Here is a 24,577-nt window from a genome sequence, read left to right as displayed (position 1 = left end):
CTGCTCTGTCCCTCCCTGGTCGTATCCGGGATTCCGGACAGGGTTTTCTTGGGGGAGGCGCCAGGAGAAGAGGCGAGAGAAAAGGATTGACAAAAGGGAGCACAGTTCTATATTAATCGCTAAATGACGATATCTGAATGAGTGAAAGGGATGATGAAACCATTTATCAGGGTAATGAAAGCCCTCTCCGACCCGAACAGGGTGCGTGTGCTGAAGCTTTTGGAAGAGAGAGAGCTCTGTGTCTGTGAAATCCAAAAGCTCCTGGGGCTGGCCCAGTCCACAGTTTCCAAGCACATGAAACTGTTGGAAGATGCCGGACTGGTTGAACGATCCCGGCAGGGCACCTGGATCATCTATTGCCTGGCAGATGGTGGTGAATCGGTGTACGCGGAGAGTCTGCTCTCCCAACTCCGAACCTGGCTGGACGACGACCAGGAACTCAAGGAGATGCTCTCTGCCCTGCCCGAAGCATTGGTGATGCGCAGTTGCAGGCCCAAAGATTAACTTAACTGAGTACACGATTATGGAAAAGTATCAAGTCGACGCCAAGGCGGGCGAGGCACAAGCCCTGATCCCGGGAAGACCTCTTGTTCTCGGTGCCATCGTTCTGGTGGCCTGGTACCTGCTCTACAGCCAACTGGAGCCCATTTCCCACTTTTTTGCCTACACCCTGGTCGGTCTTGAACCAGGCAGCCATCTTGGTGAGGCGATCCAGTTTTTTGTCTATGACACGCCCAAGGTGATGATGCTCTTGACGCTCATTGTCTTTGTGGTCGGCGTGATCCGCTCCTTTTTCACCCAGGAGCGCACCCGTAGCTACCTGGCTGGAAGAAGAGAGTCTGCCGGTAATGTCATGGCCGCCCTGCTGGGTATTGTTACCCCTTTCTGTTCCTGCTCCGCTGTGCCGCTCTTTCTCGGCTTTGTTCAAGCCGGTGTCCCTCTGGGGGTCACCTTTTCCTTTCTGATCGCCGCTCCGATGGTGAATGAGATAGCTCTGGTCCTCCTCTACGGTCTACTCGGCTGGAAGGTTGCAGCCCTCTACCTGGGGACGGGCCTCCTCATTGCCATGGTGGCGGGATGGGTGATCGGTCGTTTACGGTTGGAAGGATGGATAGAAGAGTGGGTCCAGGAGTTGCGGGCAGGTGAGGCCATCGTGATTGAGGAGAAGCTCACCTGGGCCAACCGGATTGAACGTGGTGGTGAGGCTGTACGGGATATTGTCGGTAAGGTCTGGCTCTATGTGGTGCTCGGTATCGGAGTGGGTGCCGTCATCCATGGCTATGTGCCTGAGGCCTTCATGGCCTCTATCATGGGAAAAGACGCCTGGTGGTCTGTGCCGGCCGCAGTGCTCGTCGGTATCCCGATGTATTCCAACGCGGCAGGCATCGTACCGGTGGTTGAGGCCCTTCTTGGCAAGGGAGCGGCCTTGGGCACTGTCCTGGCCTTTATGATGAGCGTAATCGCCCTGTCCCTGCCCGAGATGGTGATATTACGCAAGGTCCTGAAACCAAAATTGATTGTCGTTTTTATAGCGGTTGTAGGTCTGGGTATCCTCTTTACCGGCTACCTCTTCAACCTGGTTATCTGATGGGGAGTGCAGCGTAACCCGGCTGTTGCTGCCAATCCATTCCTTATATCTATTTTTAGGAGAATCCCATGGAAATCAAAGTATGTGGTCCCGGATGTGCTGCCTGTGAGCAGGCACAGAAAAATGTTGAGGCGGCTCTTGCCGCTCAAGGACGTGAGGCCACCGTAATCAAGGTGACCGATTTTCAGGAGATTGCCCAGATGGGTGTTTTCTCGACCCCGGCTGTGGTCATCGATGGTGAGGTCAAGTGTGTCGGCAGGGCTCCCAAGCAGGCTGAAGTGGAACAGTGGCTGGGCTAGCTCTTATGGGGCTGTTTTTGTTGCTGCCGGTAACCCGAACCTGATCTGCCGGACCCTTCTCAAGGACCGATAACGTCAGCTTAAGGCTACCTTGAAAAATGAGCTTTTTCGATCAAGATTAAGGCCTGCGAAAAAATATCACAGATATCTTGATGATATTTAAGTGATATTTTCTGAGCATACGGCAGAGCTTGGGCGAGATAACAACTCTTCAGGGTAGCCTTACGTCTGAATCGCTCCACCTTACTCGTTACATCCGGATGTACAAACTCTTGTCATCCTTACCTCCCCGCCGCAGGACTGATAACATTGATTGTATAAGGTCTTGCATGACTCTTCATCTGTGTCACAGAAATTCCAGTCTTCGAAACATCGATCCTTTCCGTTTTTACTGACACATTGCTCGTACTCGAGTCGGGCGATGCGGTTAGCTGTCTCGCAGTTCTGCTGCCTGAGGCGGACATTTTCCATACATTGCATCCGTGAGTTGTCACACTGAAAGACACAGGCTGTCCCTTCAGGTGAGCTCGGTCTGGTATAGGAGTAGTGGGTTTCATACATTGGTCCGCAGCCGGTTATAAAGACAAGGAGTCCGAATCCGAATAGTAGTTTCTTCAATGGTAGCTTTTTCCTGTTGAGGTTGGAGCGGCCGCTCCTTGTTGCCTGGAGGCTGCCCGAGGGAGCGGAACGGCCTGGAAATGAGATGATTAAACCACAGGCTTTATCTGGTGTCAAATTGAGATCTTAACTCTTGTTGCTTTGCGTGCTGTTGCTTGAGCCCTTGTTCACCAGCTGTTCTCTCGGCAGCGTGCCAATGTGTTCAGCCGGCTATTTAGCGGTGCCAAAAATGAATATCTGAGCAGGGAGATCCTCCCGGCTAATGGGTCGGCAGATCCGGATAGCCCCGCATTTGTTTCCGGCTGTTCAGGTCGTGACAGGAAGGCTCGCCCTTGTCTGAGTTGACTGCTGTTTTCCGTGTTTGAGCAATTTATTTCGTATTTTCAGCAATAAACTACCTGCCGGTTTTGGCTGTTGCGCGTATATAGGGTCCACTTTAAACACAGACGCACCCATCCGGGATGGGGGCTGGGAGTAGCGAGCCCTGCATCCTCTTCTCCGGCCTGCTGTTTTCCGGGCCGGAGTTTTTTATGCCCCTGGCAAGCGAGTTGGAACCCAGATGGCCTCGATGGTTGGGGCTTCGGCCGCTTGAAAAGAAAACTCTATCAGGAGAAAACCATGCTCAAACCTGGCCCCCTGCTCAGCAGTGCAATAATGCTCCTCTCCCTGCCTATCACCACCGAGGCTGCAGTGGTGTATCAGGACCTGGAGGATCTCCAGATCCCCTCTCCCATCTTTCGGGCCTTGGATATCGACGGCAAGGGGAGCGATGATATTGCCTTCAGTTTTGACTATGATGACTGGGAAGGAACCACTGCCACTGCCTTGATTCCCCTGGGGGCGCCTGCAGGAAACGGTATTGCCGCTCAATCCGCGGCAGCCCTGAGGTTGGATCAGGGGGAGCTCATCGACGCCTCTCGGGCCTATGCTGCGGACACCACCATGCTCAACGCCTACGATGACTGGTGGGATGGGCTCTCCAAGTGGGGCAACTGGGACAACATGGGAAGTGGTGAGACCGGCTACCTGGGCTTTGCCTTTGTCGATAGCGGGGAGGAACTCCACTATGGCTGGCTGCAGGCCCATGTCAACCCGGACAATCAGCACACCACCATCTACGATTTTGCCTATGAAAGTACCCCTGGGCAGGCCATTGCAGCCGGTGACATGGGGGCTCCGGTGCCTGTTCCGGCTGCCGTCTACCTCCTTGGCTCGGGCATGATGGCCCTGGTGGCCGGACGACGCTGCCGACGATAATTTAAAGGAACAGTCCCGGATGAGCTTTCCCTCAAGCTGGCGGCCCCTGCAACAGTAGTGTTATATCTGTCTGTATTTTAAGTAAATGTGTTGACATTTCCGGCTCTTCTTTTTAACTACAGGCCTACGTTGCATTCAGGTGTTTACACTTAAAAAGGGAATCCCGTGAAAATCGGGAACGGGCCCGCCGCTGTAATCGGGGAGGGAGACCGCATGATGTCACTGGTCGGCCATGAGCCTGCCGGGAAGGCGCGGTTTGCCGCTTGAGCCGAAAGTCAGAAGACCTGCCTGAATGACCGCTGGCAGAACTCCCTGGACAAGAGTGCTGCCCGATCGCTGTACCACCCTGCGGATAAGAAAAGGGCTATCCCCGGATCGATTGATTTCGATTCGGGGTTTTTTTTTGGGTAATGAGCCCTGCCTGAATTCAAGACCACCCTGAAAAATTGATTTTTCTTCCAATCTTGGCGTCGCGTTCAAGGCTTTGTGCCGGAATATGAGACATATGCCTGCGGGGAAATGTGTCGCCCGCCTTGACCATGGTCGAAGAATCTTATTTTTCAGGGTACCCTCAACAAAAGGAGAAATCATGGTCGGTAATTATTGTACACAAAAAACGCGTCACGCCCTCTTGCTTGTACCCCTGTTCCTGGCAGCCACCTCTGCCATAGGCCAGGAACAGCCAATCCAGGAGGACACCCTGACGGTAACTGCGGAACGCTTTCCGGTGGAAGAGAAGGGGAGCCCCCGTTTTATCACGGTGGTCTCTTCGGAACAGTTAGAGGAGAGCGGGGCCAACACCCTGGTGGATGGACTACGGCGGAGCGGAGGTTTCGGCTACACCGCCTTTGCCCCCCTGGGCATCAGCCACGGCGGCATGAACAGCACCCTGCCCATCCGCGGGGTCAAGGATGGAGAACTGGTGCTCGTTAACGGTGTGCCTGTTCAGGGGGCGGCCGGTCACGCCTACGACCTGAACACCATCCCCATCGACCAGATTGAACGGGTAGAGATCCTCAAGGGCGCGGCCTCCACCCTCTACGGAGCCGATGCCATGAGCGGGGTGATCAATATCATCACCAAGAAGACCCAAGAGGAAAGCGCGGTCCAGGGCTCGGTGGAGTTTGGGAATGAAGGCTATCAGAACCACAGTATTTCAGCAGTCATGCCGGGGGTGAATATCGGCTTTAATTATCAGCATCTCGACGCCCTGGACGAGATATCCCGCAGCTTTTCCAGAAAATATCACTACGATCTGGATAATACCGACAAGTATGGCTGGAATGTCAATGCCAGGATCCTTGATCACCTCTATCTTGATTATCTCGGCTCCTATTACACCACCGGTTTTCATAAGTATTATGACCGCAACAGTAAAGCGGATGAAGGTACCAACCAGGATGCCATCAAACATTTTCTCGATCTGCGCTACGAGACCGACAGCTTCCGGGCCAAGGCCTTTGGGCTCTACGACGAGATGCAGCGCGATGAATATACGGCTCTGGACGAACCCGAGGATACGAACAAGAATTACAACTTTGGCCTGGAGGGAGATTACAAGGTTGAACTCTCAGACTGGGCATTCAACCTGGGGGGCGACTGGACGTATCGGGGAGCAGACTATAACAATAAATATGGAGAGCATCACCGTAACGATTATGCCCTCTTCATGCAGGTCAAAAAAACATTTTGGGATCAATTCACCGCCACCCTCGGGGCTCGGGAGCAGTTTATCGATGGCGAATCCGGAACAGCCGACTATGACCGTTTTCTGCCCAGCTTAGGGCTCGTCTACCAGGCCACAGCCAACCTGAACCTCTTTGCCAATGCCGGCAAGGCCTTTCGTGCCCCAACCTTTAACAACCTCTACTACCGCAGTAGTTTCATCATTGGCAACCCCGAACTCGGGCCCGAGGAGGGGTGGACCTATGAAGCCGGGGTGAAGTATGACAACCCGATGCTGCGCTTGCGGCTGGCCCTCTTTTCCATGCAGTATGAAGACAAGATTGAGATCGATCGTTCCGCCGGCTATCCCAATACCTACTTCAACGCCACGGACTACGAGTCCACGGGCATTGAATGGGATCTGGGAATCAGCCCCTTTGTTCAGCAGGGCGGATGGGCAGAGGATCTTTCTCTTCGGCTGGCGGGATACTGGGCGGATCCCACGGCTGAGGATACCAGTGGTGCCGAATACCAGACCGGTGCAAAGCTGCAAACCAGCGTGGGCCTCAATTACCTTACAGAGCCATTGACCATGGACCTGAACTGTCAACTCTTGAGTTCCAGGGAACGCAATCTGGACAGCAGTACCATCGTTAATTTTTATGCCAAATATCGGCTGTGGAAAGGCTACCTGACCTTTGGGGTGGATAATATCTTTGACGACGAGGTCCAGGTCAGCGGTAATCTGCTGGAGGACGCCAGCAACCAGTATCTCTACTATGGAGTCGGGCGGCTGGTGAAGTTGGGCTATAGCCTCAGCTTTTAGGCGGCAGCCATAATGAGGGAATGGGGGATGCGCGATGGAGGGATGCGCTCCTCCACCCCATGCCGTGTCGTGCTGCAAAGGTGGTGCATTGCGCTTTAGCCACCTCTCTCTGGGGCGGGGGGTGCTGCTGCGCGTTCAGGGACAGGTCTTGGTGCCTGGGTGGTCCTTGCCACGGCTTCTCTCCAGCTAAGGACCTCACTGCCCGGCAATCCGTTGCTTGCCGATGTCCTGCTCCCCCCGGGACCCTCAGCAGCAGTTGGAGGGTGCCTTGGAGAACCTCTCCTCCGAGGCCCCTCCCCATCCATCCAGCAGAGTCGGCGGCCGGTTATTTGGCAGGGATAATTTTCGCCAGGTATTCGCCGATGAGGATGCCGAAGTCTGAAGGCAGGCTTTGATCCGAGGAGCCGCCGCTATAGGCCGCAGCCCAGGCATTGTTGGAGGTGGAAAGCAGCTGCTGATGGATCACCTTCTTGCTCCCTGCCTTTCGGACCTTCACCGTCACCTCCATGAAGGAGCTTCCGGCAAAGGCTCCTCCCCACATTCGAGCCGCACCACTGGCGATTCTCATGTCAACAATGTTCAAATCAACCACCGCTGTTTTACCTGCAAACTTTTTGCTGTTCGTGGCTGTGATGTGTTTATAGCCTTTGTTGGCGCTCAACTGCTTGACTATCTGCTGCTCACAATCCCGAGCTGCCTTGGGATAATCGGTTTGAATCTGTCTGTTGCTGGTAAACTTGCCAATAATAATATTATCGAATGGTGTGGTCAGCGGGGCAAGAACCTCCATCTCTTCGATGGAGCTTAATTCCAGTTTATCTCCCCCTGGCTGTGCTGTTGCCGAAGCGCTGGGCAGGGCCGTATCCTGAGCGCTTCCCTTGCCTGACTGGCCCGCCATGCAGGCACATAAAACAGGCAGAACCAGACAGAGCGACGCAATCGTCAAAACAGGTTTTTTCATCTTATTCATTTACTCCCTCTCCTTTGAGTTTGTTCCAGTGTGTTAAATACAGGATTTGTTGGAGGATATAGCACCTCAATTTCCTTTTGTAAATACTGGGGCGCAGGACCTCGGCTCTGGCCTTGTCCCGAGCGTGCGATAACCCCGGCTGGAGCGCAGAGAGCGGAAAAATGCGCGGAGAACGCCGGGTGTTGCAAATGTCCGAGGGTGCTGCTTTGCTTTCCTGCCATTGACTTCCCTCCCGGGAAATGAGAAAATTAAAGGAGAAGCTGGCAAGGTTGTTCGTGGCGGCCTCAGGTTTTCGACAGAACCAGAGCCTGGCCAGGTAATAGCTCGAACCTTCAAGATCGGGAAGCCTATGAATATACGCACCATTACCCAGAAAGAAGCCTACCATCACTGCAATGCGGATGAGCTCCCCTTTGAAACCACTGCCGAAGTAGACGAACTGACCCACTACATCGGTCAGGATCGCGCCCTTGAGGCGGTGGAGTTCGGCATATCCATGCCGTATCGGGGCTTTAACCTGTTCGTTATCGGCCCGGAAGGCTCAGGCCGTCACAGCCTGGTGCAATCATTCATCAACAGGCAGGCTCGGGATGAACCCACGCCCAGCGACTGGTGCTATGTCTTTAATTTTGATCTTCCGCACAAACCCCTTGCCCTGGAATTTTCCCCCAAACAGGCACCGGTCTTCAGGCGGGAGATGCTGGAACTGATCGAGGCCTTGAAGACGACCATTCCCACTGTATTTGAAGGAGACGATTATCGGGTAAAAAAACGCCTTTTGAGCGAGAAGCTGAAGCAGAGGGTCGATAAAATCTATGACAGCCTGATCGCCAGGGGCAGGGAGCAGTCCATTGCCATGGTCAGAAACGAGCAGGGTGTGGTGTTCACCCCCATGGACGGCGAGGGCAATCTCATAGATCTTGAAGCATTTAAAAAACTGCCTGCAGAAACCCAGCGACAGATCGAAGAAAATATCGAAAAGTTGCATGATGCACTCCAGAAGACGGTGCGCGAAATCAACGTCTTGAACCGTGAGGCAAGGGAACGGAAGGCGTCCCTCAAGAAGGAGACCGCCAGTCACAGTATCGGCCATCTGCTCGACACCTTAAAGGCAAAGTATGGCAAGCAGGAAAAAATTCTCCATTATCTAGAGAGGGTCGAGCGGCAGCTCATCGACAACGTGGATGACTTTCTGGAGAGTCCCGATGCGCAACAGCGGGCGCTCTTTGGTATGCATCCTGAAACTCAAAAGTTTAGTCAGTATGAGGTGAACATACTGCTGAGCCATGAAGAGGATGGCGCACCGGTGGTGTATGAGGATATGCCCACCTACCAGAACCTGCATGGCCGCATCGAGCATCAGGCGCGGATGGGGATGCTCACCACCGATTTTTCGCTGATCAGGCCCGGTGCCCTGCATCGTGCCAACGGCGGCTACATCATCATCGACGCGAGAAGACTGCTCATGCAGCCCTTTGCCTACGAAGGCTTGAAGCGAACCCTGCGTTCCTGCCAGATTCGGATGGAGCCGATTGAGCGTCTCCTGGGCCTGGTGAGTACCGTTACCCTGGAGCCGGAGCCCATTGAACTTGACATCAAGGTGGTACTCATTGGTGAGCCGATGATCTACTACCTTCTCGACGCCTATGATCCGGAATTCGGCCCCCTGTTCAAGGTGCAGGCGGATTTTGAGTACGACATGGAGCGCACCTCGGTGAGTCAACAGCGATATGCGGCCTTGATTGCAGGTCTTGCCCGGGAAAAGGGGCTGTTGCCCCTGCATAAGACAGCGGTAGCCCGGGTGATTGAGGAGGCGGCCAGACATGCCGGCGACGGTAAAAAGATGTCCCTGCAAATCAGAAAAATTGGCGATCTGATCAAGGAGGCCGATTGTATCGCCCGAAAAGCTAAGAAGGAGTGTATTGAAACCGAGCATGTGGTAACGGCAGTGGCGGCAGCCAAGAGACGGGGAGGGCGGATTCAGGACCGGGTTTTTACATCCATCGAAGAAAATATCCGTCATATTGAGACCTCCGGAGAAAGACTCGGCCAGGTGAACGGTCTGTCGGTGATTGAGCTGGGCGGGAACGCCTTTGGTTTCCCCACCCGGATCACTGCGGTGACCCGGCCCGGCAAGGGCGATATCATCGATATCGAACGTGAGGTGGAACTCTCCGGCCCTATTCACTCCAAGGGCGTGATGATTCTCGCTGCCTTCCTGAATTCCCGCTATGCACGCACCATTCCGTTCGGCATGCAGGCAAGCCTGGTGTTTGAGCAGTCCTACGGAGGTGTGGAGGGAGACAGCGCCTCCTGTGCGGAACTCTGTGCCCTGCTCTCCTCGCTTGCCGATCTGCCCATCAGGCAGGGCCTGGCTGTGACCGGTTCCATAAGTCAGAAGGGAGAGGTCCAGCCTGTGGGAGGCGTCAACGAGAAGATTGAAGGTTTCTTCGAGGTGTGCAAGACCCGGGGCTTGACCGGCAGCGAAGGGGTTCTTATTCCGGAAACCAACATTCGCCACCTGATGTTGAACCAAGAGGTGGTAGAGGCCATTGCTAGGAAGCAATTTTCCATTTATCCGATCTCAACCGTGGACGAGGCGATCTCCCTGCTCACCGGCCGGGAGGCCGGAGAGAGCGACAGCGGTGGCGTCTATCCGGAAGATTCTGTCAATGGCCGGGTCGAGGCGACCCTCCTCCGCTTTGCCCGGGATCTGCAGAAATTTAAAAACCCCAAGGGAGATGACGACAAAGGTTCCCCTGATATTCTGTTGTCTTCAAGGTGACCTTTGGTCTGTGGGCTCTTGTCAGGTTGCGTTTGGATATGATCGTTCGGTCGTAGCCTGAGGGGATGCCATCCGGAGGCTCTGCCTGTTCAAGGTTTCTTGGCTGTCACGAACCCCCTTTCCAGGGGCGGGGCATATTGGCCACCCCATGGTTGAACTGTTGCCTGCTGGTGTTCAAGGCCTTGCTGCTCTAGGCCAGGCCTGTGTTGTTGGGATTGTTGCAAACCCTTTTCCCGGCGGAAATGATCCAAGGCCTTATCCAGGGCGAAATGTGGATACATATCCCGGGGTGGGCTTGGTGGGGCGAGCTGGGCAATGCTTACTTTCTCTTTGAAAAAACGATTTTTCAACATTGAAACAGGTCGTTTCAAGAGTGGTTAACTAAGCGGAAGGTCCGAATGATTAAAAGAGTCAAAGTGATCGATCTGGTGCCAGGGGTATATATCCATGACTTTAACCTTGAGTGGAACGATGAGAATATTTTCATTGAGCCGGGGCCGGTTAGAGATGACTCAATGATCAAGATCCTCCATTCATGGGGCATTAAGGAAGTGTACATAGACACGAGTAAGGGGGAGAATGTACGGGAAGCAGGCAGGCCAGCGGCTCATCTTCAGAGTCATCATCAGCTTTCGGGCAATATCGACCTGGAGGGGTGGCAGGAATCTGAGCAGCAATATGTACCTCTGAGCAAGGAGCTGAAAGAGGCTAAAAATATCTTGCGTAATGCCATAACGGTGGTGCAAGAAACGGTCAAGCAAGTCGAATCTGGTCAGGCTCCAAACGCCAAAAATGCCTATGCGGTCGTCAGGCAAATGAAAAAATCGATCATTCGAAACCGAGACGCTCTGATCTTGCTGACCAGGATAAGAAATAAGGATGAATACACACTTTACCATTCAATCAGTGTCAGCTCCATGGTACTGGGACTCTGCGGACACTCGGGTGTTTCGGAGAAACAGTCCCTTGATATAGCCGTTGGGGCGTTATTTCATGACATTGGTAAAACCATCATTCCCAGTAATATTTTGAATAAGCCGGGAAAACTCAATGATTTTGAATATAACGAGATAAAAAAGCATGCGGAGTTTTCAGTAGATCTGTTGAGAAACAGCAAGGGGTTGCCGGTTGAATCGTTTGATATTGCCCTTCATCACCACGAGCGCTTTGATGGTAGCGGTTACCCCCATGGATTGAGTGGAGCAGAGATAAATTACGGCACTCAGCTGGTATCGATATGCGATGTTTACGATGCTATAACCTCGGCAAGGTGCTACAAGGATAAGGTGGATGTTATCTCCGGGTTGCAGATCATGTATAGGATGGCTGGACAACATTTTTCAAAGGATATACTCTATAATTTTATCCGATTCATTGGAGTGTACCCTGTTGGTTCCTATGTGGAAACGAATGAGGGCACTGTCGGCGTTGTGGTCGGTTCAACCGCCAGCATGTGTCAACCTGTTGTTCAAATTTGCTATGATCAAAAGATGAAGCGGAAAGTGAACCCATACCTTGTGAATCTTTCCGAAACCGGTGGAGCGGTAAAAGGGTACGTTGATAAAAATATGATCAATCCCTGATCCGTAACAGAGCTGCTCCGGGGGGCAAGTACTTGGTGTTATCTTTTCTCTGCCCAGGTTTTTGACCTGCTGAATGAAAAAAAGTGGGATCGCCTTGAAGAAAATCGAAAAGGAATCATTCAACGGACGAACAGCGTTTGATCTCTTTCCAGATGTTTTTGAGCAAGCCGCTACATCTACGCGTCCCCCTCCATTGCTTTCGCGTTCTGCTTCCAGCCAAGAGCCGGCTGAGCAGAGACTGCCTCCCGCAACATCGACAGTTGCTCCCCCAGAACCTCTCCCCCTGGAAAAGATACTCCAAGATGCCAGTGGGGACTCAGGGCAACCAGGCGACGGCTCCAAATCGGTATTGCTGTATATTCCTGATCAGCATACTCGATCGCTTGTGGCGGAGTTACTGCGTCGAGAGGGCTTCTCCATATACAGTGTCGAATCCGCTGAAAGTGGAATTGAGAAGGTACAGAGTCTTAGCTGTTCGCTGGTAATTTGTGATTTCGCAGATGCGACAGCGAAATTTCACGATTATATCTGTTGGCTGCCGATGGAGAGAAGAAGGACCATCTTTTATGTGCTCCTGGGGAGGGAACTCCACACCCTATACGACCTCGAAGCACTCAGTTTAAGTGCCAATCTCACTGTTGGATATAAACATCTTGAATGTATCTGTGAGGTCTTGGATGTCGGTTTGCAGCAATATGAAAAGTTGTTTCAGCCCCTGTTTGCTGAAATAGACCGCAACGCCCAGGCATCGTTGCTGTAGGCAGGGATTGCCTGGATAAGCTCTGGCACAGAGCCCTGTTAGGGTAAATGCAGAGGCGATCAGGGGGAGGAGGGAGATCGCCGATTACTGAACTGTTTTGTCGCTGCACGAGGCCCTGTTCTGGGTCAAACAGCTTCGGTTGCCTGGAGCAGGTGGGTTTCTCTTTTCTTTTGGGGTCCAGTTGTGGGGGCAGACCGAGCGGGATGCTGCTTGAGAGCGGACTCAGCCGCTTGGTGGCAACACTGATTCTTCAATCCTGTTTCTTCCCTTTCTCTTGGCCTGGTACAGACATTCATCGGCGACTTTCATCATCGTCTCAAGGGAGTCGGTCTCCAAGAGGCAGAGGCCGGTACTGACGGTGACGAAGAGTTTCCCGCTGGCCGCTGTCGTTGCCATCGCTGTCGTTTCAATCTCCCTCCTGAGCGTTTCAAACCTGCGCCTAAGCTCTTCGCTGTTTGAGATCGGCGTCAACATACAAAACTCCTCGCCGCCGATACGGGCAACAAGGTCGCTGCTTCCAGCGGAATCCTGCAGTAACTGCGCGATGTTTTGTATCACCTGGTCGCCGATGTCGTGGCCATGGGTATCATTTACCTCCTTGAAGTGATCTATATCGATCATGGCGCAGGCCAAGCGTTCATCATCCTGTGGATATTGATTACAAAGATCTGTGCCGGTCTCAAAAAAGTATCGCCTGTTATAGAGCCCTGTCAGGAAATCTCGAATAGCATTCTCATGGATCTGTTTGAACAGGTTCACGGTTTCAATGCAGTGGTTGACCCGACTGTAAAATTCCTCGACCAGGAAGGCATGCTTGACGATAAAATCATTGGCACCGCTCTTGATGAAGCGGGCGCCTATATTTCGGTCGTCTTCCGAAGAAATACCCATAATCGCCACTCGATCGGCCTTGAAGTTACGTCGTATTTTCTGGCAGAGTGCACAGCCGTCCATGCCGGGCATGTTGAAATCGGTGATAACCAGCTTGATTTCCGGGTGTTGCTGGAGGATCTTCAGGCAGCTTTCCCCGTCCCTTGCATTGAGTACACGATACTTCCTCACATATAAGAGCTGGGAGATTGCTGCCCTGTAGGTGGCTGAATCGTCAACTACGAGTACCAGGTTGTTATGGTTCTCCTCAAGTTGACGCATGGAGGAGATGATATAGTCGAGGCTGTTTGGATCTTCCTTGAGGATATAGTCGGCAACCTTCTTGGACCAGACAAAGTCCCGTACCTCTTCGCTCATGTTGGAGGTGAAGACCAGAGAGGATATCCCCTCTTGAGTGACCCGGTCAATCACCTCACCATGGGGTGCATCGGGAAGGTTGTAGTCAAGCAGGGCCAGCGAGAAACTGGCTGCTGCCATTTGCAGCACCTTTTCCGTTTCCGCCAGCGATCTGGTCCAGTAAACAGGGACATTAAAGACCGTCTCAATCTTTTTTTTGGTCAGGCGGCCAAACATAGTACTGTCTTCGACCAGAAGAATATTGCGCATAATGGTTTCACCTCAGTTGAAAGCATCGTGATTGGACAGGTACCACGATGTTGCAGACAGTATACGCTTTCCGCCCTGCAAACAAAGAATAAATGAAAATTAATCCCTGGTTGGCTGGCTGACAAGGGGGGGAGCTACTGCCTGCCGGTATTCCCCAAGCCTTGCATCTGTTTGGCCAAGAGTTCAGGCTTGACGGAGACCAGCAAGATGCCCAGGAGGGTCATGGCGCCGCCTACGATCAGCTTCCAGCTCATCTCATCACCAAAGCAGAGGATGCCGAACAGGGAGGCCAGGATAGGGGCCAGGAGCAGCAGGGGGGTAATCGTGGAGACAGGGTAGCGGCCCAGCAGGGTGTAGACAATGCCGTGGCCCACCACCGAGGCGCCGATGGCGGAGTAGAGCGGTGACCAGAGGTCGATCAGCTTCATCTGGGAGAGGATCAGGAGGTGGTCCGATTCAAAGATCAGGCTGAGCAGCAGTTGGGATGGCATGGCTATAGCGGCAATCCAGGCCTGGAGCTTGAACACCCCCAGGTTGGGGCATTGGCGCATCATGATGGTGGCTGCAGCCATGGCCAGGGCAGCGCCGCTGACCCAGAGGATGGCATCCAGGTGGTTGAAGACCACCGGATCAAAGCCGATCACCATCACCCCCAGGAGGGCGGTGAAGATGGCTGTTCCCCGGATAAAGGTGATGCGTTCCTTGAGGAACAGCGCAGCCAAGAGCACCGAAAAGGGAACATAGAGCTGGGTGGTGATGGCGATGGAGGCGATGTTGCCCCCGGCATTGAGGCCGATAAAGACCATCCCAAAATGGACCACCCCCAGAACAAAGGCAACCCGCAGCAGCGGCTTCATCTGTCCTGGTGCCGGTCTTAACCAGGGGAGCATCACCAGCAGCAGAAAGATAAAGCGGATACAGGTAAAAAAGAGGGGTTGAAACTGGGCAGCCCCGGCTTTGCCGGCAATGAAGTTGAATCCCCAGACAAGATTGGCCACCAGGGCGAGCAGGAGATCAGGCAGGGTGATCATGGCGATTGTTTTCCTTTCGACCCATGAGGCGAGGTTGTGCTCTTCTTGGCTGCTTGAGGATCTCGTCAATGGGAGCATTGCGGTTGAGCTCCCCCTTGTGGCCACTGAACGAGCAGGCGATCCTGTGGGGCTCGTTGAGGGAGCGGCAGCCGGATCTCAAGGGGGCGGTGCATACTACAACCACTCTATCCTGAATAATAGTTATTTCTGCGCTACGCTGGCGTCAACTGGTCAAGAGCTCCTATGGCTGGAGCAGTGAGGCGCTGGCAGCCGCGGGTTTTGCTGTGGTGGACCAGGGGATTCGGCTGAGTTGGTCAGCGGATGAGGCGAGTTGAACCGTTGCCGCCGGCTGTGAGAGTGGGGAGGCTGAGGGCTTGTTCGCTCCTCACTCCCTTGACTGGAATGGTTTTGAGAATCGGACCAGGGTGGAGAGTGAGAGGAAGGCCCAGTGGGCCAGCTTCAGGACACAGACCCCTGAGATGATCAGCAGGAGCCCAGAAACCTCAACAGCTCAACCGGGTCGACGTAGAGAAAAATCCCAACCAGGAAGGTGCCTGCAGCTCCGATGCCGGTCCAGACGGCATAGGCTGTGCCCATGGGGATCTGGCGCTGGGCCGGAAACAACAGCCAGCGGCTGATTGCCATGCAGGCGCCGGCCAAGAGGATGCCGATCACTGATTTCCCGGCGACTGCGCCATCTCCAGGCCAACCGGCCGACCAATCTCAAACAGTCCCGCTCTAACCAGGCAGGTCCAGGCTCGTCCCATCAGTTCGTCTCCCCCTTCCCCTGATGTCCCTTGGTGTTGGTAACTTGCATAACAAGCTGTTTAAAAGGGCATTTCAGATGATCAGCCTGACGCCTCCCAGATCCTGGACCCGGTAGGCAAAGTGCTCACCCGGTGAACCGATGAACATGAAGTTGATGGGGATATCCCAATCTTTGGAGAGCTGGCGGACCAGCTCCGGCCCGAACTCTCCCTGGATGGTGATCAGCTCGATGGTGATTTGCGGATACTTGCGGCCCAGGAGCTCGATATCCTGGCAGAGCTTCTCCAGCTCCTCTTCCTCTTCCTCACCCCTGATATGGACGATCTTGATTCGCTTGCTGTGCTCATTGTCCTGGATGTAGCGCAGCACCCGGTTGAGGTTGTTGAGGTTATCGCCCCGGGTGAAGAAGATAAACTCCTGGGACTGGATCCGCTCGATCACCGCCTTGATTCCCCTGTTGATCCGCTTGACCAGTTTGAGCAGCGGCACAAAGAGGAAGCTGATGAAGCGCATCACTCCTTCCAGCAGGGCGATGCGGTTGAGCATGATGGCCACCAGGATGATGGCCGGCACAAAGTACTCGGTGAAGATGGCCAGGTTGGAGCTCTCGCCGGGCGTGGGCTCCTTGATGATGTTGGCGACCAGGGCCGTAGCCACGGCGAGGAGAGCAAGCAGCAGCGCAGTCCAGGAGGCCCGTTCCGGTCTGGGCAGCTTGGCCCGTTTGAGTTTGAGCAGGATATTACCCACGGCAAAGAGGCCCATGACCAGCAGAAAGGAGATGGTGTAGACCCCGGCCAGGGTCTCGACCTCGCCGCGAGTGATCAGGAGGATGGAGACACAGAGGAGGAAGAAGGCCAGGGAGATCCGGTAGGAGCTGCCCCGCTGGTTCTTCTTCAAGAAAAAGCCGGGTAGGATCCGGTCCAGGGTCATCCGTTCCAGCAGGCCGGTGACCCCCACGTAGGAGGTGAGTACCGCCCCGCTGAGCACCACCACCGCATCGATGGAGATGAGGGAGGCCAGCCAGTCGCCGCCGCTGAGCTGTCCCAGGTGGGAGAGCAGGTTGTTTTCATGGCCGGCCACCTCCTGGATCGGCACCACGGCCAGGGCCAGGAAGGCCATCAGGGGGTTGAATACGCTGACCACGACCCACATGTTGCGCAGGGTCTTGGCAAAGACCCCCTCCTCCTGTTTCTCGACAAAGTTGGCAGAACTCTCAAAACCGGAGATGCCCAGCATGGCCGCACCCACGCCCCAGAAGATCGCCATACCGATACTGCCGTGGGCAGGCGGCAGCTGGTTGTTGTGGTGGAAGACCTCCAGGCCGCTATGGAAGAGATGGAAGCCCATGGCCCCGCTGAGCAGGACCAGGGAGAAGAGGTGAAAGCAAAAGATCACCAGGGCCACCAGGGAAGACTCTCCGATGCCCAGGATGGTAATCCCCAGAAACAGGGCCAGTAATGCTGCGGTGGCCATGGTCACCGGCAGGATCGGCAGGATCCCGTGGAGGTAGTGCATGGCCGTGGAGGCGGAGATCACTGCCGTGGCCATATAGGAGAGCAGGGTCAGGGTGGCGGCCAGGGAGGCAACAGACTTGCTGGTGGTGTTTAAGAGGGCATTGTAGGCCCCGCCGTTTAAGGGCAGGGCCCCCACCACCTCGCCATAGATCCGGCGGAAGAGAAAGAGCACTGCGGCCACCACCAGCAGGGCCAGCCAGGCATACTGGCCTGCGGCAATGATGGTCAGGGAGGAGACATAGAGGACCGAGGAGGAGATGTCGTTGCCGCAGATGGCCGTGGCCGGCAGCTGGCCCAATTTTTTTTCTTGGCGTTCAGGGTAGAGCACTGGCGCGTTCCTCTGTTGATACGGGCTGTAGAGATGGAATAACCGTTGAAAAGGCGATGGCTCAAGGCGGTCTTAAGGCTCTGGGGCAGGCCGCAATGGGTGATTGTCCCTTAAAAACAACAGCCGGATAAGCAGCTATCCCTGAGCCGGCTGCGTCTATTATCGTGGCCTGCCGGAGCCGATGGAGGCGGTTGCAGACAAGAGGGCAGGGAGTCGCTTTGCCAGGGGTGAGCCGGGATTACAGACCGGCCTCTTCGCCGATGACCTCGACCCGGTTTCTGCCGCGCTCCTTTGCCTGGTACAACCCCCTGTCGGCCCGCTTGATCAGCGAGTTCATGGTATCTCCCTTTTGGGCCGTGGCCACACCGAAACTGCAGCTGATCCGCTGGGGCTTGGTAAAGAGATGGGCTGCTATGTTCCTTCTCAGCTTTTCAGCCAGAAACAGGGCCTGCTCCAGGTCTGTGCCTGTCAGCACGACGAGAAACTCCTCGCCGCCCCAGCGCGCCGCCTTGTCGCTTGCCCGGATATTGGCGTTTAAAATTGTACTCAGCTCTTTGAGTACCTCGTCACCCGCCGAATGGCCGTAGGTATCGTTCACCTGTTTGAAGAAATCGATATCCAGCAGGATCACGCTGACCGGCTCGTTGAGTTGCTTGCATCTTTGCAGTTCATGCTTGAGATAACGGTTGAGGTAGAGCCGGTTGTAGATGCCGGTGAGCTGGTCGTGGGTCGATCGGTACTCGTGCTCTTTGGATTCCAGCTTGATACCCGTGATATCGGTAAAGGAGATGACAAAAACGTCTGATGCATCCAACTGGTTGATGTGCACGGAAAATACGGAGGGGAAGATGGTGTGTTTTCCCTGCATCGAGACCAGTTGTTCGGTCTCGGGGAGCTTGCTGATGGCCGAGATCCAGAGATCGGGATCATCGATTCTGCCCAGGTGAAAGTAGTCATCATGGCGGATGAACAACTCGCAGACGCGGCGGTGTTCCTGGAAGAAGTCCTCCAGGCTCGGGTAGCCGAAAAAGTCCAGCAGGGCCTGATTGGTGTTGAGCAGTTTGTGGCTGTCGCTGACAATGATGATGTTTTGGGCGGTGTCGAGAATGGTCTGGATCTCTTCGTTGCTCTTGTGTAAGGCGCTCTCCACCTGTTCACGCCTCTTGATCTCCCGGTGCATCCGCCTGTTCCAGTAGAGGATAATCAGGACGATGAGTACGAAAAAGCCACCAAGCTGGTAGAGCAGACTGTAGTCCACCTTCTGGACCACATCGACTCTGACCCAGCGGTTTAAGATCTCCTGCCGCTCCTCGTCGCTGATGGAGCGCAGCGCCTTTTCCAGAATAGCGTGAAAGATCTGCCAGTCATCCCTCACACCGTAGGCCACTGCGAAGCTGATATCCAGGGTTCCGGCGACCTGGAGGTCGTTGAGCATCTCCTTGGAGATGTAGTAGAGACTCGAGGTGATGTTGGCGATGAAGATGTCGTACCTGTTACTGCTCAGGCCATAGAGCCCCTCTTTGAGGGATGCGACATAGACATAGTCATGCTCAGGATATTTCTTTAAGACCTCCTGGTTGTAGCCGTAGCCCGTGATCATGGCGACCTTATTACCTGGGAAGCTGCTGAACGAGGAGATGATGGGATGGCTCTTTCGGGTGAGCAGTGCCAGCTCCTTGACGATGATCGGCGAGGTGAAGCGGAGAAACTCCTGCCGTTTTTGTGAGGGTATGGCCGTGATAAAGTCGACCTCCTTGTGCCGTGCCCGCCGGATGACCTCATCCCAGCTCTTGGAGGGGATATAGTCGATGGTGATGGCCAGCCGTTGGGAGATCAGTTCGGTTATGTCGCTGAAGATACCGATGAAGTTGCCGGATTCATCACGTCCCTCGTAGGGCATCCAGGATGGGTCGCTGGTACAGCGAATGATGGGGTGGAGTTCGAGCCAGCTCTTTTCCTTGGGGGTCAGGACCAGTTGCGGCGTCTTGGTTTTCTGGGGAGTCAGGGTGATCCATCGTTTTTGGATACGGCGGTGGGTGTCGGCATCGATCCCCTGGAACACCTTGTTGATGATACGGGTCAGCGGGGCGGCCCCTTTGCGGGTGGCCATGCGCAGCTCGTTGATGCGCTCTTCGAGCAGTACGGTGGGCTCAAAGCCGGTGATGTTGTAGGTGTGAGCAACATGGGAGGTGGATGCTATGTCGTTGATCAGGGCGTCTGCCTTACCGGTGAGCAGGGCGTTCAAGGCCCTGAGTATGCTCGGTTCGGTGGTAACCGTGATCTCCGGGTGGTTTTTCTTGAGAAAGGCCTCGATGGTATACCCCTTGACGACAACGACCCTTTTACCGTGGAGCTGCTCAAGGGAAGAGAAGTGTTTCTGCCCCTCTCTGACAAAGATAAATTCTGCATGCTTGCTGTAGGATTCGCTAAAGTTGACAAAGCGTTCCCGTTGCCTGGAGTAGTAGATGGCCGGGAGCAGATCAATCTGGCCGGCTTTGATCTTGGTCAGCAGGCGGTCCCAGTCATCGATCTCCATCTTGATCTGCAGCCCGGTCTGTTCACTGAGGATGTCCAGGTAGGCTTTGGCAATACCAGTATAGTTTCCCTCTCCATCGACAAAGTCGAAGGGAGCCCAGTCTCTTTCCCCGCCAACAGTAATCGTCTGCTGCCGGGCGATCCAGGCCTGTTCATCATCGCTCAGTTCAAGTGCTGCGGCCTGGGGTGCTGTTGCAAAGAGTGCGGCAATGATCATGAGCAGGGTGAGCCAATGGCCGGAGATCCCTGGCTGTGGAAGAGTTCGAGTCATGGTGCTGTTGTTGAGCCTGGCTGTTGTTGGAGGTTATGTTTCGCCGGCTGTCACCTGCAATAGCTTGAAATTGAATGGCGTTGAAAGGGGGATTGTTGGTCTGTGCCTGCTGCATTCGCTTGAACTCCTGGTATGGAGGAAATTCTTTGCCATGCCAGTGGGCCAGTGGAGATGCTCTTTTTCCCCGTTGAGAAGATCGTTTTGGGAAAAATATATCGTATTGTAGCCGTAACATCCTAAAAATGAAAGGATACGCTGTTACTGTTTTTTGCTTTAATCGGGTTAAGGGTAGCTTGAATAAAACATCTCATTTCTCAGATGAGTCCCGGCAGAGAGAGCTGCGAGGTATCATCTATGACCAGGAGGGCTATGGCCATCCAGACCGCGAGGGGGAACCTGGGCAGAGATGGTCCCTTGTTCTTCATCGCTTCACAACTCCCCCCCCCGGTCAGGCACCTTTGGATGAGTCGCAGGAACAGCGCCTTTGCCGGAGGGATCAGGGCCTCGGGAAAGTCATACTGCGGGTTATGCAGAGCCGGCAGCTCTTCCCCGGCGCCGATGCCGATCAGAGCACCTTCACAGCTGGCCGTGATCAGGCCGAAATCCTCGGACCAGCGGAACGGTCTCTCAGCGAAGGTCAGTGTCTCCGGAGCCACCACCTCCCGCACCCGCTGTACGGCCGATTCTGAGTTGATGGTTGCCGCAAAGACGTCCTGGCAGGCAATGCTGACGGTTAAGCCGTCTTCGCCTGCATGCTCTGCTGCCAGCTGTTCGCTGAACCGGACCAGCCGGGCCATGGTTGCATCGCTCTCACTTCTCAGGGTACACCAGATCTCGGCCTCTCCCGGGGCCGTGCCAAAGGCCTTCTTTCCCAGTTCTGCTCCCACCACGGTGGCAAAGGCTGTCTCTCCTTGCTCGGCGATCCCGGGTGGGAGGAGGGAGAGTCCCTGAATCAGGCGGCACATGGCCCGGGCAGGGCTTCGGCCGGACTCCGGCTGGGCTGCATGGGCGGTGCTGCCGCTCAAACGGATGGTCATGCCCCGGGAGGCACAGTTGAAGGCACCTCTACGGACAATGACCTGGCCCAGGGGAACCCCCGGCAGGTTGTGGAGGGCAAAGGCAAAGTCTGGCCTGATTGCTGCGAACCTGGGGTCATGGAGCACTGCAGCGGCCCCACAGCCGGTCTCCTCGGCTGGCTGGAAGAGCAAGACCACTCTGCCGCGCTCCGGAGGGCTGGCAGCAAGTTCCGCGCCAACCGCCGCCAGGATAGCCATGTGGCCGTCATGACCGCAGCTATGGGAGATGCCGGCTCTGGTGGAGCGATAGTCACGCTGACTCAGTTCCTGGATCGGTACTGCATCCAGTTCACAGCGGAGCAGGATGGTGGGGCCGGCCACTTTACCACCAAAGACCACTGCCACGCCATGGCCACCCAGGCCCTCAACGATGGAGTCTGCTGCCAGGGGCGTGAAGAATCGGACAATGCGCCCTGCAGTATCGGCTTCCTTAGCGGACAGTTCCGGGTATTGATGCAACTCGCGACGGAGGTGGAGGATTGGCTCGATCATGGCTGCTCTTTTTGAGGATTCATCTAGGGCTTACGGGATCAGGGCGACTTCATCGTGTTCCGGCTTTGACCTCTTTTTAGTTCGGCTCTTGGGTGGTGCCGGGGAGGATAGGTTCTGCTCGATTCCCTGTCAGGACTCGGAGCTGAAAAGCAGGCCTTGGGCCGCAGCTGTCCGCTCTCGCTGTTCCCGACAGCCAAAAGATGATTTCCCCAGAGGGGATGGCGCTGATCCTGGGGCCAAAAGGTGTTAGGTCTTGGAGGGTCTGGTTATGGCGATCCCTGATCTGTCGGGCCGAGGCGTGCGGCTTGGTCATCTACTTGGGGTCGCAGTGGTGGCTTGAGTCTGGTGGTTTGAGGGCGCTGTGTTCATCAGGGCTTGCGTGCCCTTACCAGCACCGCCGGACAGGGGACAGCTGTCTTGCCCGCAGTCAGATAGGACTGGGCCCCGCTGATCAGTGCCTTGCGGATAGCTTGGCGGATAGCGGCTGGCTGTTGCTCGTAGAGCATCCGGGTCCGTACCCCGCCCTTGAGGGCGAACTCGAAGAGGGTCTCCGGTCCGTTCAGGGGCCAGTTGATCTCCAACTCCTGGTGGTGAATATCCGTAAAACCTGCCTGGCTCAGCATCGGCCGGTGGACCTCGGGATCGGCCAGGCCAAAGAGGGACGGAGGCGATCCAGGTTCAGGTTTGATCCGGGTTCGGTAGGCCCCCATGATAAGCTGAAAAAATTCGTTGCCCTGTTCCGGTGCCTGCCAGACCGTAAAGGCACAACAGCCGCCGGGCTTCAGCACCCGTGCCGCCTCGCGCAGACCCTGTTCCGGGTGGGCAAAGTGGAGGAAGCCGAAGCTGCAGAGGACGGCCTGGAAGCTCTGCTCCTCAAAGGAGAGCTCCTCCCCGTCGCCCTGGAAAAATTCGGCCCCTGCAGGGACACGCCGACGTGCCTTTTCCACCATCTCTGGGGCTATGTCAACCCCGACGACCGTGGCGCCGCGTGCCACCGCCTGTTCTGCCAGGTGTCCGGTGCCTGAGGCAAGTTCCAGCACCCGCAGGCCCCGGAGCGTTCCGATGCTGTCCAAAAGCGGTGCAAAGGCCTGGCTGGTCGCCGGAAGAGAGATCTCGTCGTAGGCTGTGGCCTTGCGCTGCCAGCCTTTTTGTTGGTCTTTTGAAGAGGTCGTTTGTTTCATCGGGGCGCTCCTTTCTGCTTGCTGCTCTGCTTATCCGTTTTCCGCTGATCGCTGCTGATTGGCTCGTGTCGGCGTTGTTCTATTACTGGGTATGGCGCTTATATCTATGACAACAACTTGCCCGCCTAGGCGGGCTGCGCACTCTGCCAAACCAAGAGCTCGCCGTGGCTGAGTTTCGCAAATCGGTTTACCTGGGAGGTCCTTGTTCCAGCTCCAGCCGTATCCTGCCGGCATCGGCCCCTATCCTTTGCCGAGGTCGAACCCAGGTGTTTTGAAAAATCGACCTTTCAAAGGAGTCTTTACTTGCTGCGAATTTTCACCTTACCGGCAAGGTCAGAATGATTGTTCTCCTCTGCCCCTGGCAGAGGCCCCTCTTTGAGATACTGTTCAAAAATAGCTCGATAGCTTCCATCCCCTTTGAGTTTGGTAGGGGCTACCAAGGCCCCCCAGACCCTACCGTTCTCCATTGTCTCCAGGGGGGATGGTCAGAGTCCGGTTGAGCCCTTGCTGAACCGAGCAGGGAACCCGGCTACGCAATCGGCTCGATCAAGATCTCGCCACGGGTCAGGTCCGTGAGCCGCTCTTCCAGTTTGGTCAGCTGCTCCTGGGGCAGGCGGAGGGTGAAGCCGGCATCAGCGGCAAACTCTTCAGCGATGATCTCTGCCTCAAACTCGGCCAGGAGGCGTTTGAACGGGCTGATATGGGCATAGGCCATGATGAGTTGGAGATCGATCAGGGCGACCTTTTCCCGGGTTGCCAGCTCTTCCAGGCCCAGTCGTACCATTCCGGAATAGGCCCGAACCAGACCACCGCTCCCCAGCTTGATCCCGCCAAAGTAACGGCTGACCACGCAGGCCAACTCGCCGACCTTGGCATGGAGGAGCATGTTGAGCATGGGTTTGCCGGCAGTGTTGTGGGGTTCTCCATCATCACTCATACCTACCTGGGAGGTATCTCCCGGCGGGCCGCACTGGAAGGCCCAGCAGTTATGGTTGGCATCGCCAAACTCTTCCTTTAAGCGGGCGATAAAGGCTCGGGCTCCTTCCGGATCAGGGCTGTGGGCGATGGTGGTGATAAAGCGGCTGCGTTTGATGGTCTCCTCCACCCGGTGGATCTCGCTACCGGCCAGGGCTGGGATGAGATAGCGCTCACTCATGGAAGAGAGTTGCTGGTTTCCTGGCTGGCGTCTTTGTCTTTTCTGAAGTCGATATCCGTGGATCTTTTCCCCAAGGTATCGTTGCCTATCATCAGGATTGGTTGAACGGTCATCTCTATCCCTCTGTTGTCCTCTCTGCTGGCATCCCTTTTGGGATGATCCTCTATCGTGTTCGCGATGATACAAGGCTATCGTCTTTTATTATTTTTTCCAAGCAATTATCGTTTGGATCTCCAGGGCTGGTCCAGGCAGAGGAGTCCTGCAGGAGAGGGGAAGGAGCGGCAAGAACGGACTGGGGATGGGAAAGGGTTCAACCCGGAATCCATGAAAAAATAGGGTCTGTTTCAGGGCGGGCTATTTGTTGTCCGGCCTGCAGG

At 55.2% G+C, this 24,577-nt stretch carries 16 protein-coding genes, 1 pseudogene and 1 riboswitch; of the genes and pseudogenes, 8 read left to right on the top strand and 9 right to left on the bottom strand.

Annotated features, from left to right (window positions below):
- Positions 1-150: 150 nt before the first annotated feature.
- The 5 genes from G494_RS23965 (at position 151) to G494_RS0116060 (ending at position 6,253) form a co-directional block, all read left to right on the top strand.
- Positions 151-504 carry an ArsR/SmtB family transcription factor gene (locus tag G494_RS23965; RefSeq protein ID WP_332307535.1) on the top strand — a complete coding sequence of 118 codons (354 nt, stop codon included), beginning with the start codon at positions 151-153 and terminating at the stop codon, positions 502-504.
- 19 nt (positions 505-523) lie between these two features.
- Positions 524-1,588: a permease gene (locus tag G494_RS0116075; RefSeq protein WP_028585341.1), complete on the top strand. Its 1,065-nt coding sequence runs from the start codon at positions 524-526 to the stop codon at positions 1,586-1,588.
- A gap of 68 nt (positions 1,589-1,656) precedes the next feature.
- A complete protein-coding gene (locus tag G494_RS0116070) occupies positions 1,657-1,887 on the top strand; it encodes a thioredoxin family protein (RefSeq protein ID WP_028585340.1) in 231 nt (76 codons plus the stop codon).
- A gap of 1,236 nt (positions 1,888-3,123) precedes the next feature.
- Positions 3,124-3,762: a hypothetical protein gene (locus tag G494_RS0116065; RefSeq protein WP_028585339.1), complete on the top strand. Its 639-nt coding sequence runs from the start codon at positions 3,124-3,126 to the stop codon at positions 3,760-3,762.
- Positions 3,763-3,882: 120 nt separating this feature from the next.
- Positions 3,883-4,068: riboswitch (cobalamin riboswitch) on the top strand.
- 283 nt (positions 4,069-4,351) lie between these two features.
- Positions 4,352-6,253, top strand: coding sequence for a TonB-dependent receptor plug domain-containing protein (locus G494_RS0116060; protein WP_035246989.1), 1,902 nt, complete (start codon positions 4,352-4,354; stop codon positions 6,251-6,253).
- 325 nt (positions 6,254-6,578) lie between these two features.
- Here the strand turns inward: G494_RS0116060 and G494_RS0116055 are convergent, their stop codons facing one another.
- Positions 6,579-7,151 (bottom strand): DUF4410 domain-containing protein, encoded by a 573-nt coding sequence (locus tag G494_RS0116055; protein WP_161630007.1) that lies wholly within the window; start codon positions 7,149-7,151, stop codon positions 6,579-6,581.
- A 421-nt stretch (positions 7,152-7,572) separates the two neighbouring features.
- On the opposite strand from G494_RS0116055, the gene G494_RS0116050 reads away from it, so the two are divergent.
- From G494_RS0116050 to G494_RS0116035, 3 genes are all read left to right on the top strand, one after another.
- Positions 7,573-10,008, top strand: coding sequence for a Lon protease family protein (locus G494_RS0116050; protein ID WP_028585336.1), 2,436 nt, complete (start codon positions 7,573-7,575; stop codon positions 10,006-10,008).
- Between the two features lie 398 nt (positions 10,009-10,406).
- A complete protein-coding gene (locus tag G494_RS0116040; RefSeq protein ID WP_028585335.1) occupies positions 10,407-11,591 on the top strand; it encodes an HD-GYP domain-containing protein in 1,185 nt (394 codons plus the stop codon).
- 94 nt (positions 11,592-11,685) lie between these two features.
- The gene (locus G494_RS0116035; RefSeq protein WP_153305915.1) at positions 11,686-12,351 is read left to right on the top strand and encodes a response regulator; all 666 of its coding nucleotides are present in this window, start codon (positions 11,686-11,688) and stop codon (positions 12,349-12,351) included.
- A 222-nt stretch (positions 12,352-12,573) separates the two neighbouring features.
- On the opposite strand, the gene G494_RS0116030 is transcribed toward G494_RS0116035, so the two are convergent.
- The 8 genes and pseudogenes from G494_RS0116030 to G494_RS0115985 form a co-directional block, all read right to left on the bottom strand.
- Positions 12,574-13,848 carry a diguanylate cyclase gene (locus tag G494_RS0116030; protein ID WP_028585333.1) on the bottom strand — a complete coding sequence of 425 codons (1,275 nt, stop codon included), beginning with the start codon at positions 13,846-13,848 and terminating at the stop codon, positions 12,574-12,576.
- Between the two features lie 134 nt (positions 13,849-13,982).
- Positions 13,983-14,879 carry a DMT family transporter gene (locus tag G494_RS0116025; protein WP_208597701.1) on the bottom strand — a complete coding sequence of 299 codons (897 nt, stop codon included), beginning with the start codon at positions 14,877-14,879 and terminating at the stop codon, positions 13,983-13,985.
- Positions 14,880-15,330: 451 nt separating this feature from the next.
- Positions 15,331-15,646 (bottom strand): annotated as a pseudogene (locus G494_RS28150) (DMT family transporter); the annotation flags it as partial.
- Between the two features lie 73 nt (positions 15,647-15,719).
- Entirely contained in the window at positions 15,720-17,489 is a 1,770-nt protein-coding gene (locus G494_RS0116010; protein ID WP_028585330.1) for an APC family permease, read from the bottom strand.
- A 238-nt stretch (positions 17,490-17,727) separates the two neighbouring features.
- Positions 17,728-20,295 (bottom strand): transporter substrate-binding domain-containing diguanylate cyclase, encoded by a 2,568-nt coding sequence (locus G494_RS0116005; protein WP_084456980.1) that lies wholly within the window; start codon positions 20,293-20,295, stop codon positions 17,728-17,730.
- A gap of 314 nt (positions 20,296-20,609) precedes the next feature.
- Positions 20,610-21,863 carry an amidohydrolase gene (locus G494_RS23955; RefSeq protein WP_084456977.1) on the bottom strand — a complete coding sequence of 418 codons (1,254 nt, stop codon included), beginning with the start codon at positions 21,861-21,863 and terminating at the stop codon, positions 20,610-20,612.
- A gap of 368 nt (positions 21,864-22,231) precedes the next feature.
- Positions 22,232-23,044: a class I SAM-dependent methyltransferase gene (locus tag G494_RS0115995; RefSeq protein ID WP_028585328.1), complete on the bottom strand. Its 813-nt coding sequence runs from the start codon at positions 23,042-23,044 to the stop codon at positions 22,232-22,234.
- A gap of 529 nt (positions 23,045-23,573) precedes the next feature.
- A complete protein-coding gene (locus tag G494_RS0115985) occupies positions 23,574-24,200 on the bottom strand; it encodes a YigZ family protein (RefSeq protein WP_028585327.1) in 627 nt (208 codons plus the stop codon).
- Positions 24,201-24,577: the final 377 nt, after the last annotated feature.

It is taken from the genome of Desulfogranum mediterraneum DSM 13871, assembly GCF_000429965.1.
GTDB classification, from domain to species: domain Bacteria; phylum Desulfobacterota; class Desulfobulbia; order Desulfobulbales; family Desulfobulbaceae; genus Desulfogranum; species Desulfogranum mediterraneum.
This window is presented reverse-complemented; position numbering and strand designations above follow the sequence as displayed.

Coding starts and splice junctions, on each gene's coding strand:
- G494_RS0116025 (WP_208597701.1), bottom strand. CDS start 14,879: ATGATCACCCTGCCTGATCTCCTGCTCGCCCTGGTGGCCAATCTTGTC.
- G494_RS0116005 (WP_084456980.1), bottom strand. CDS start 20,295: ATGACTCGAACTCTTCCACAGCCAGGGATCTCCGGCCATTGGCTCACC.
- G494_RS0115985 (WP_028585327.1), bottom strand. CDS start 24,200: ATGAGTGAGCGCTATCTCATCCCAGCCCTGGCCGGTAGCGAGATCCAC.
- G494_RS23965 (WP_332307535.1), top strand. CDS start 151: ATGATGAAACCATTTATCAGGGTAATGAAAGCCCTCTCCGACCCGAAC.
- G494_RS23955 (WP_084456977.1), bottom strand. CDS start 21,863: ATGATCGAGCCAATCCTCCACCTCCGTCGCGAGTTGCATCAATACCCG.
- G494_RS0116040 (WP_028585335.1), top strand. CDS start 10,407: ATGATTAAAAGAGTCAAAGTGATCGATCTGGTGCCAGGGGTATATATC.
- G494_RS0116060 (WP_035246989.1), top strand. CDS start 4,352: ATGGTCGGTAATTATTGTACACAAAAAACGCGTCACGCCCTCTTGCTT.
- G494_RS0116075 (WP_028585341.1), top strand. CDS start 524: ATGGAAAAGTATCAAGTCGACGCCAAGGCGGGCGAGGCACAAGCCCTG.
- G494_RS0116030 (WP_028585333.1), bottom strand. CDS start 13,848: ATGCGCAATATTCTTCTGGTCGAAGACAGTACTATGTTTGGCCGCCTG.
- G494_RS0115995 (WP_028585328.1), bottom strand. CDS start 23,044: ATGAAACAAACGACCTCTTCAAAAGACCAACAAAAAGGCTGGCAGCGC.
- G494_RS0116070 (WP_028585340.1), top strand. CDS start 1,657: ATGGAAATCAAAGTATGTGGTCCCGGATGTGCTGCCTGTGAGCAGGCA.
- G494_RS0116050 (WP_028585336.1), top strand. CDS start 7,573: ATGAATATACGCACCATTACCCAGAAAGAAGCCTACCATCACTGCAAT.
- G494_RS0116055 (WP_161630007.1), bottom strand. CDS start 7,151: ATGGCGGGCCAGTCAGGCAAGGGAAGCGCTCAGGATACGGCCCTGCCC.
- G494_RS0116065 (WP_028585339.1), top strand. CDS start 3,124: ATGCTCAAACCTGGCCCCCTGCTCAGCAGTGCAATAATGCTCCTCTCC.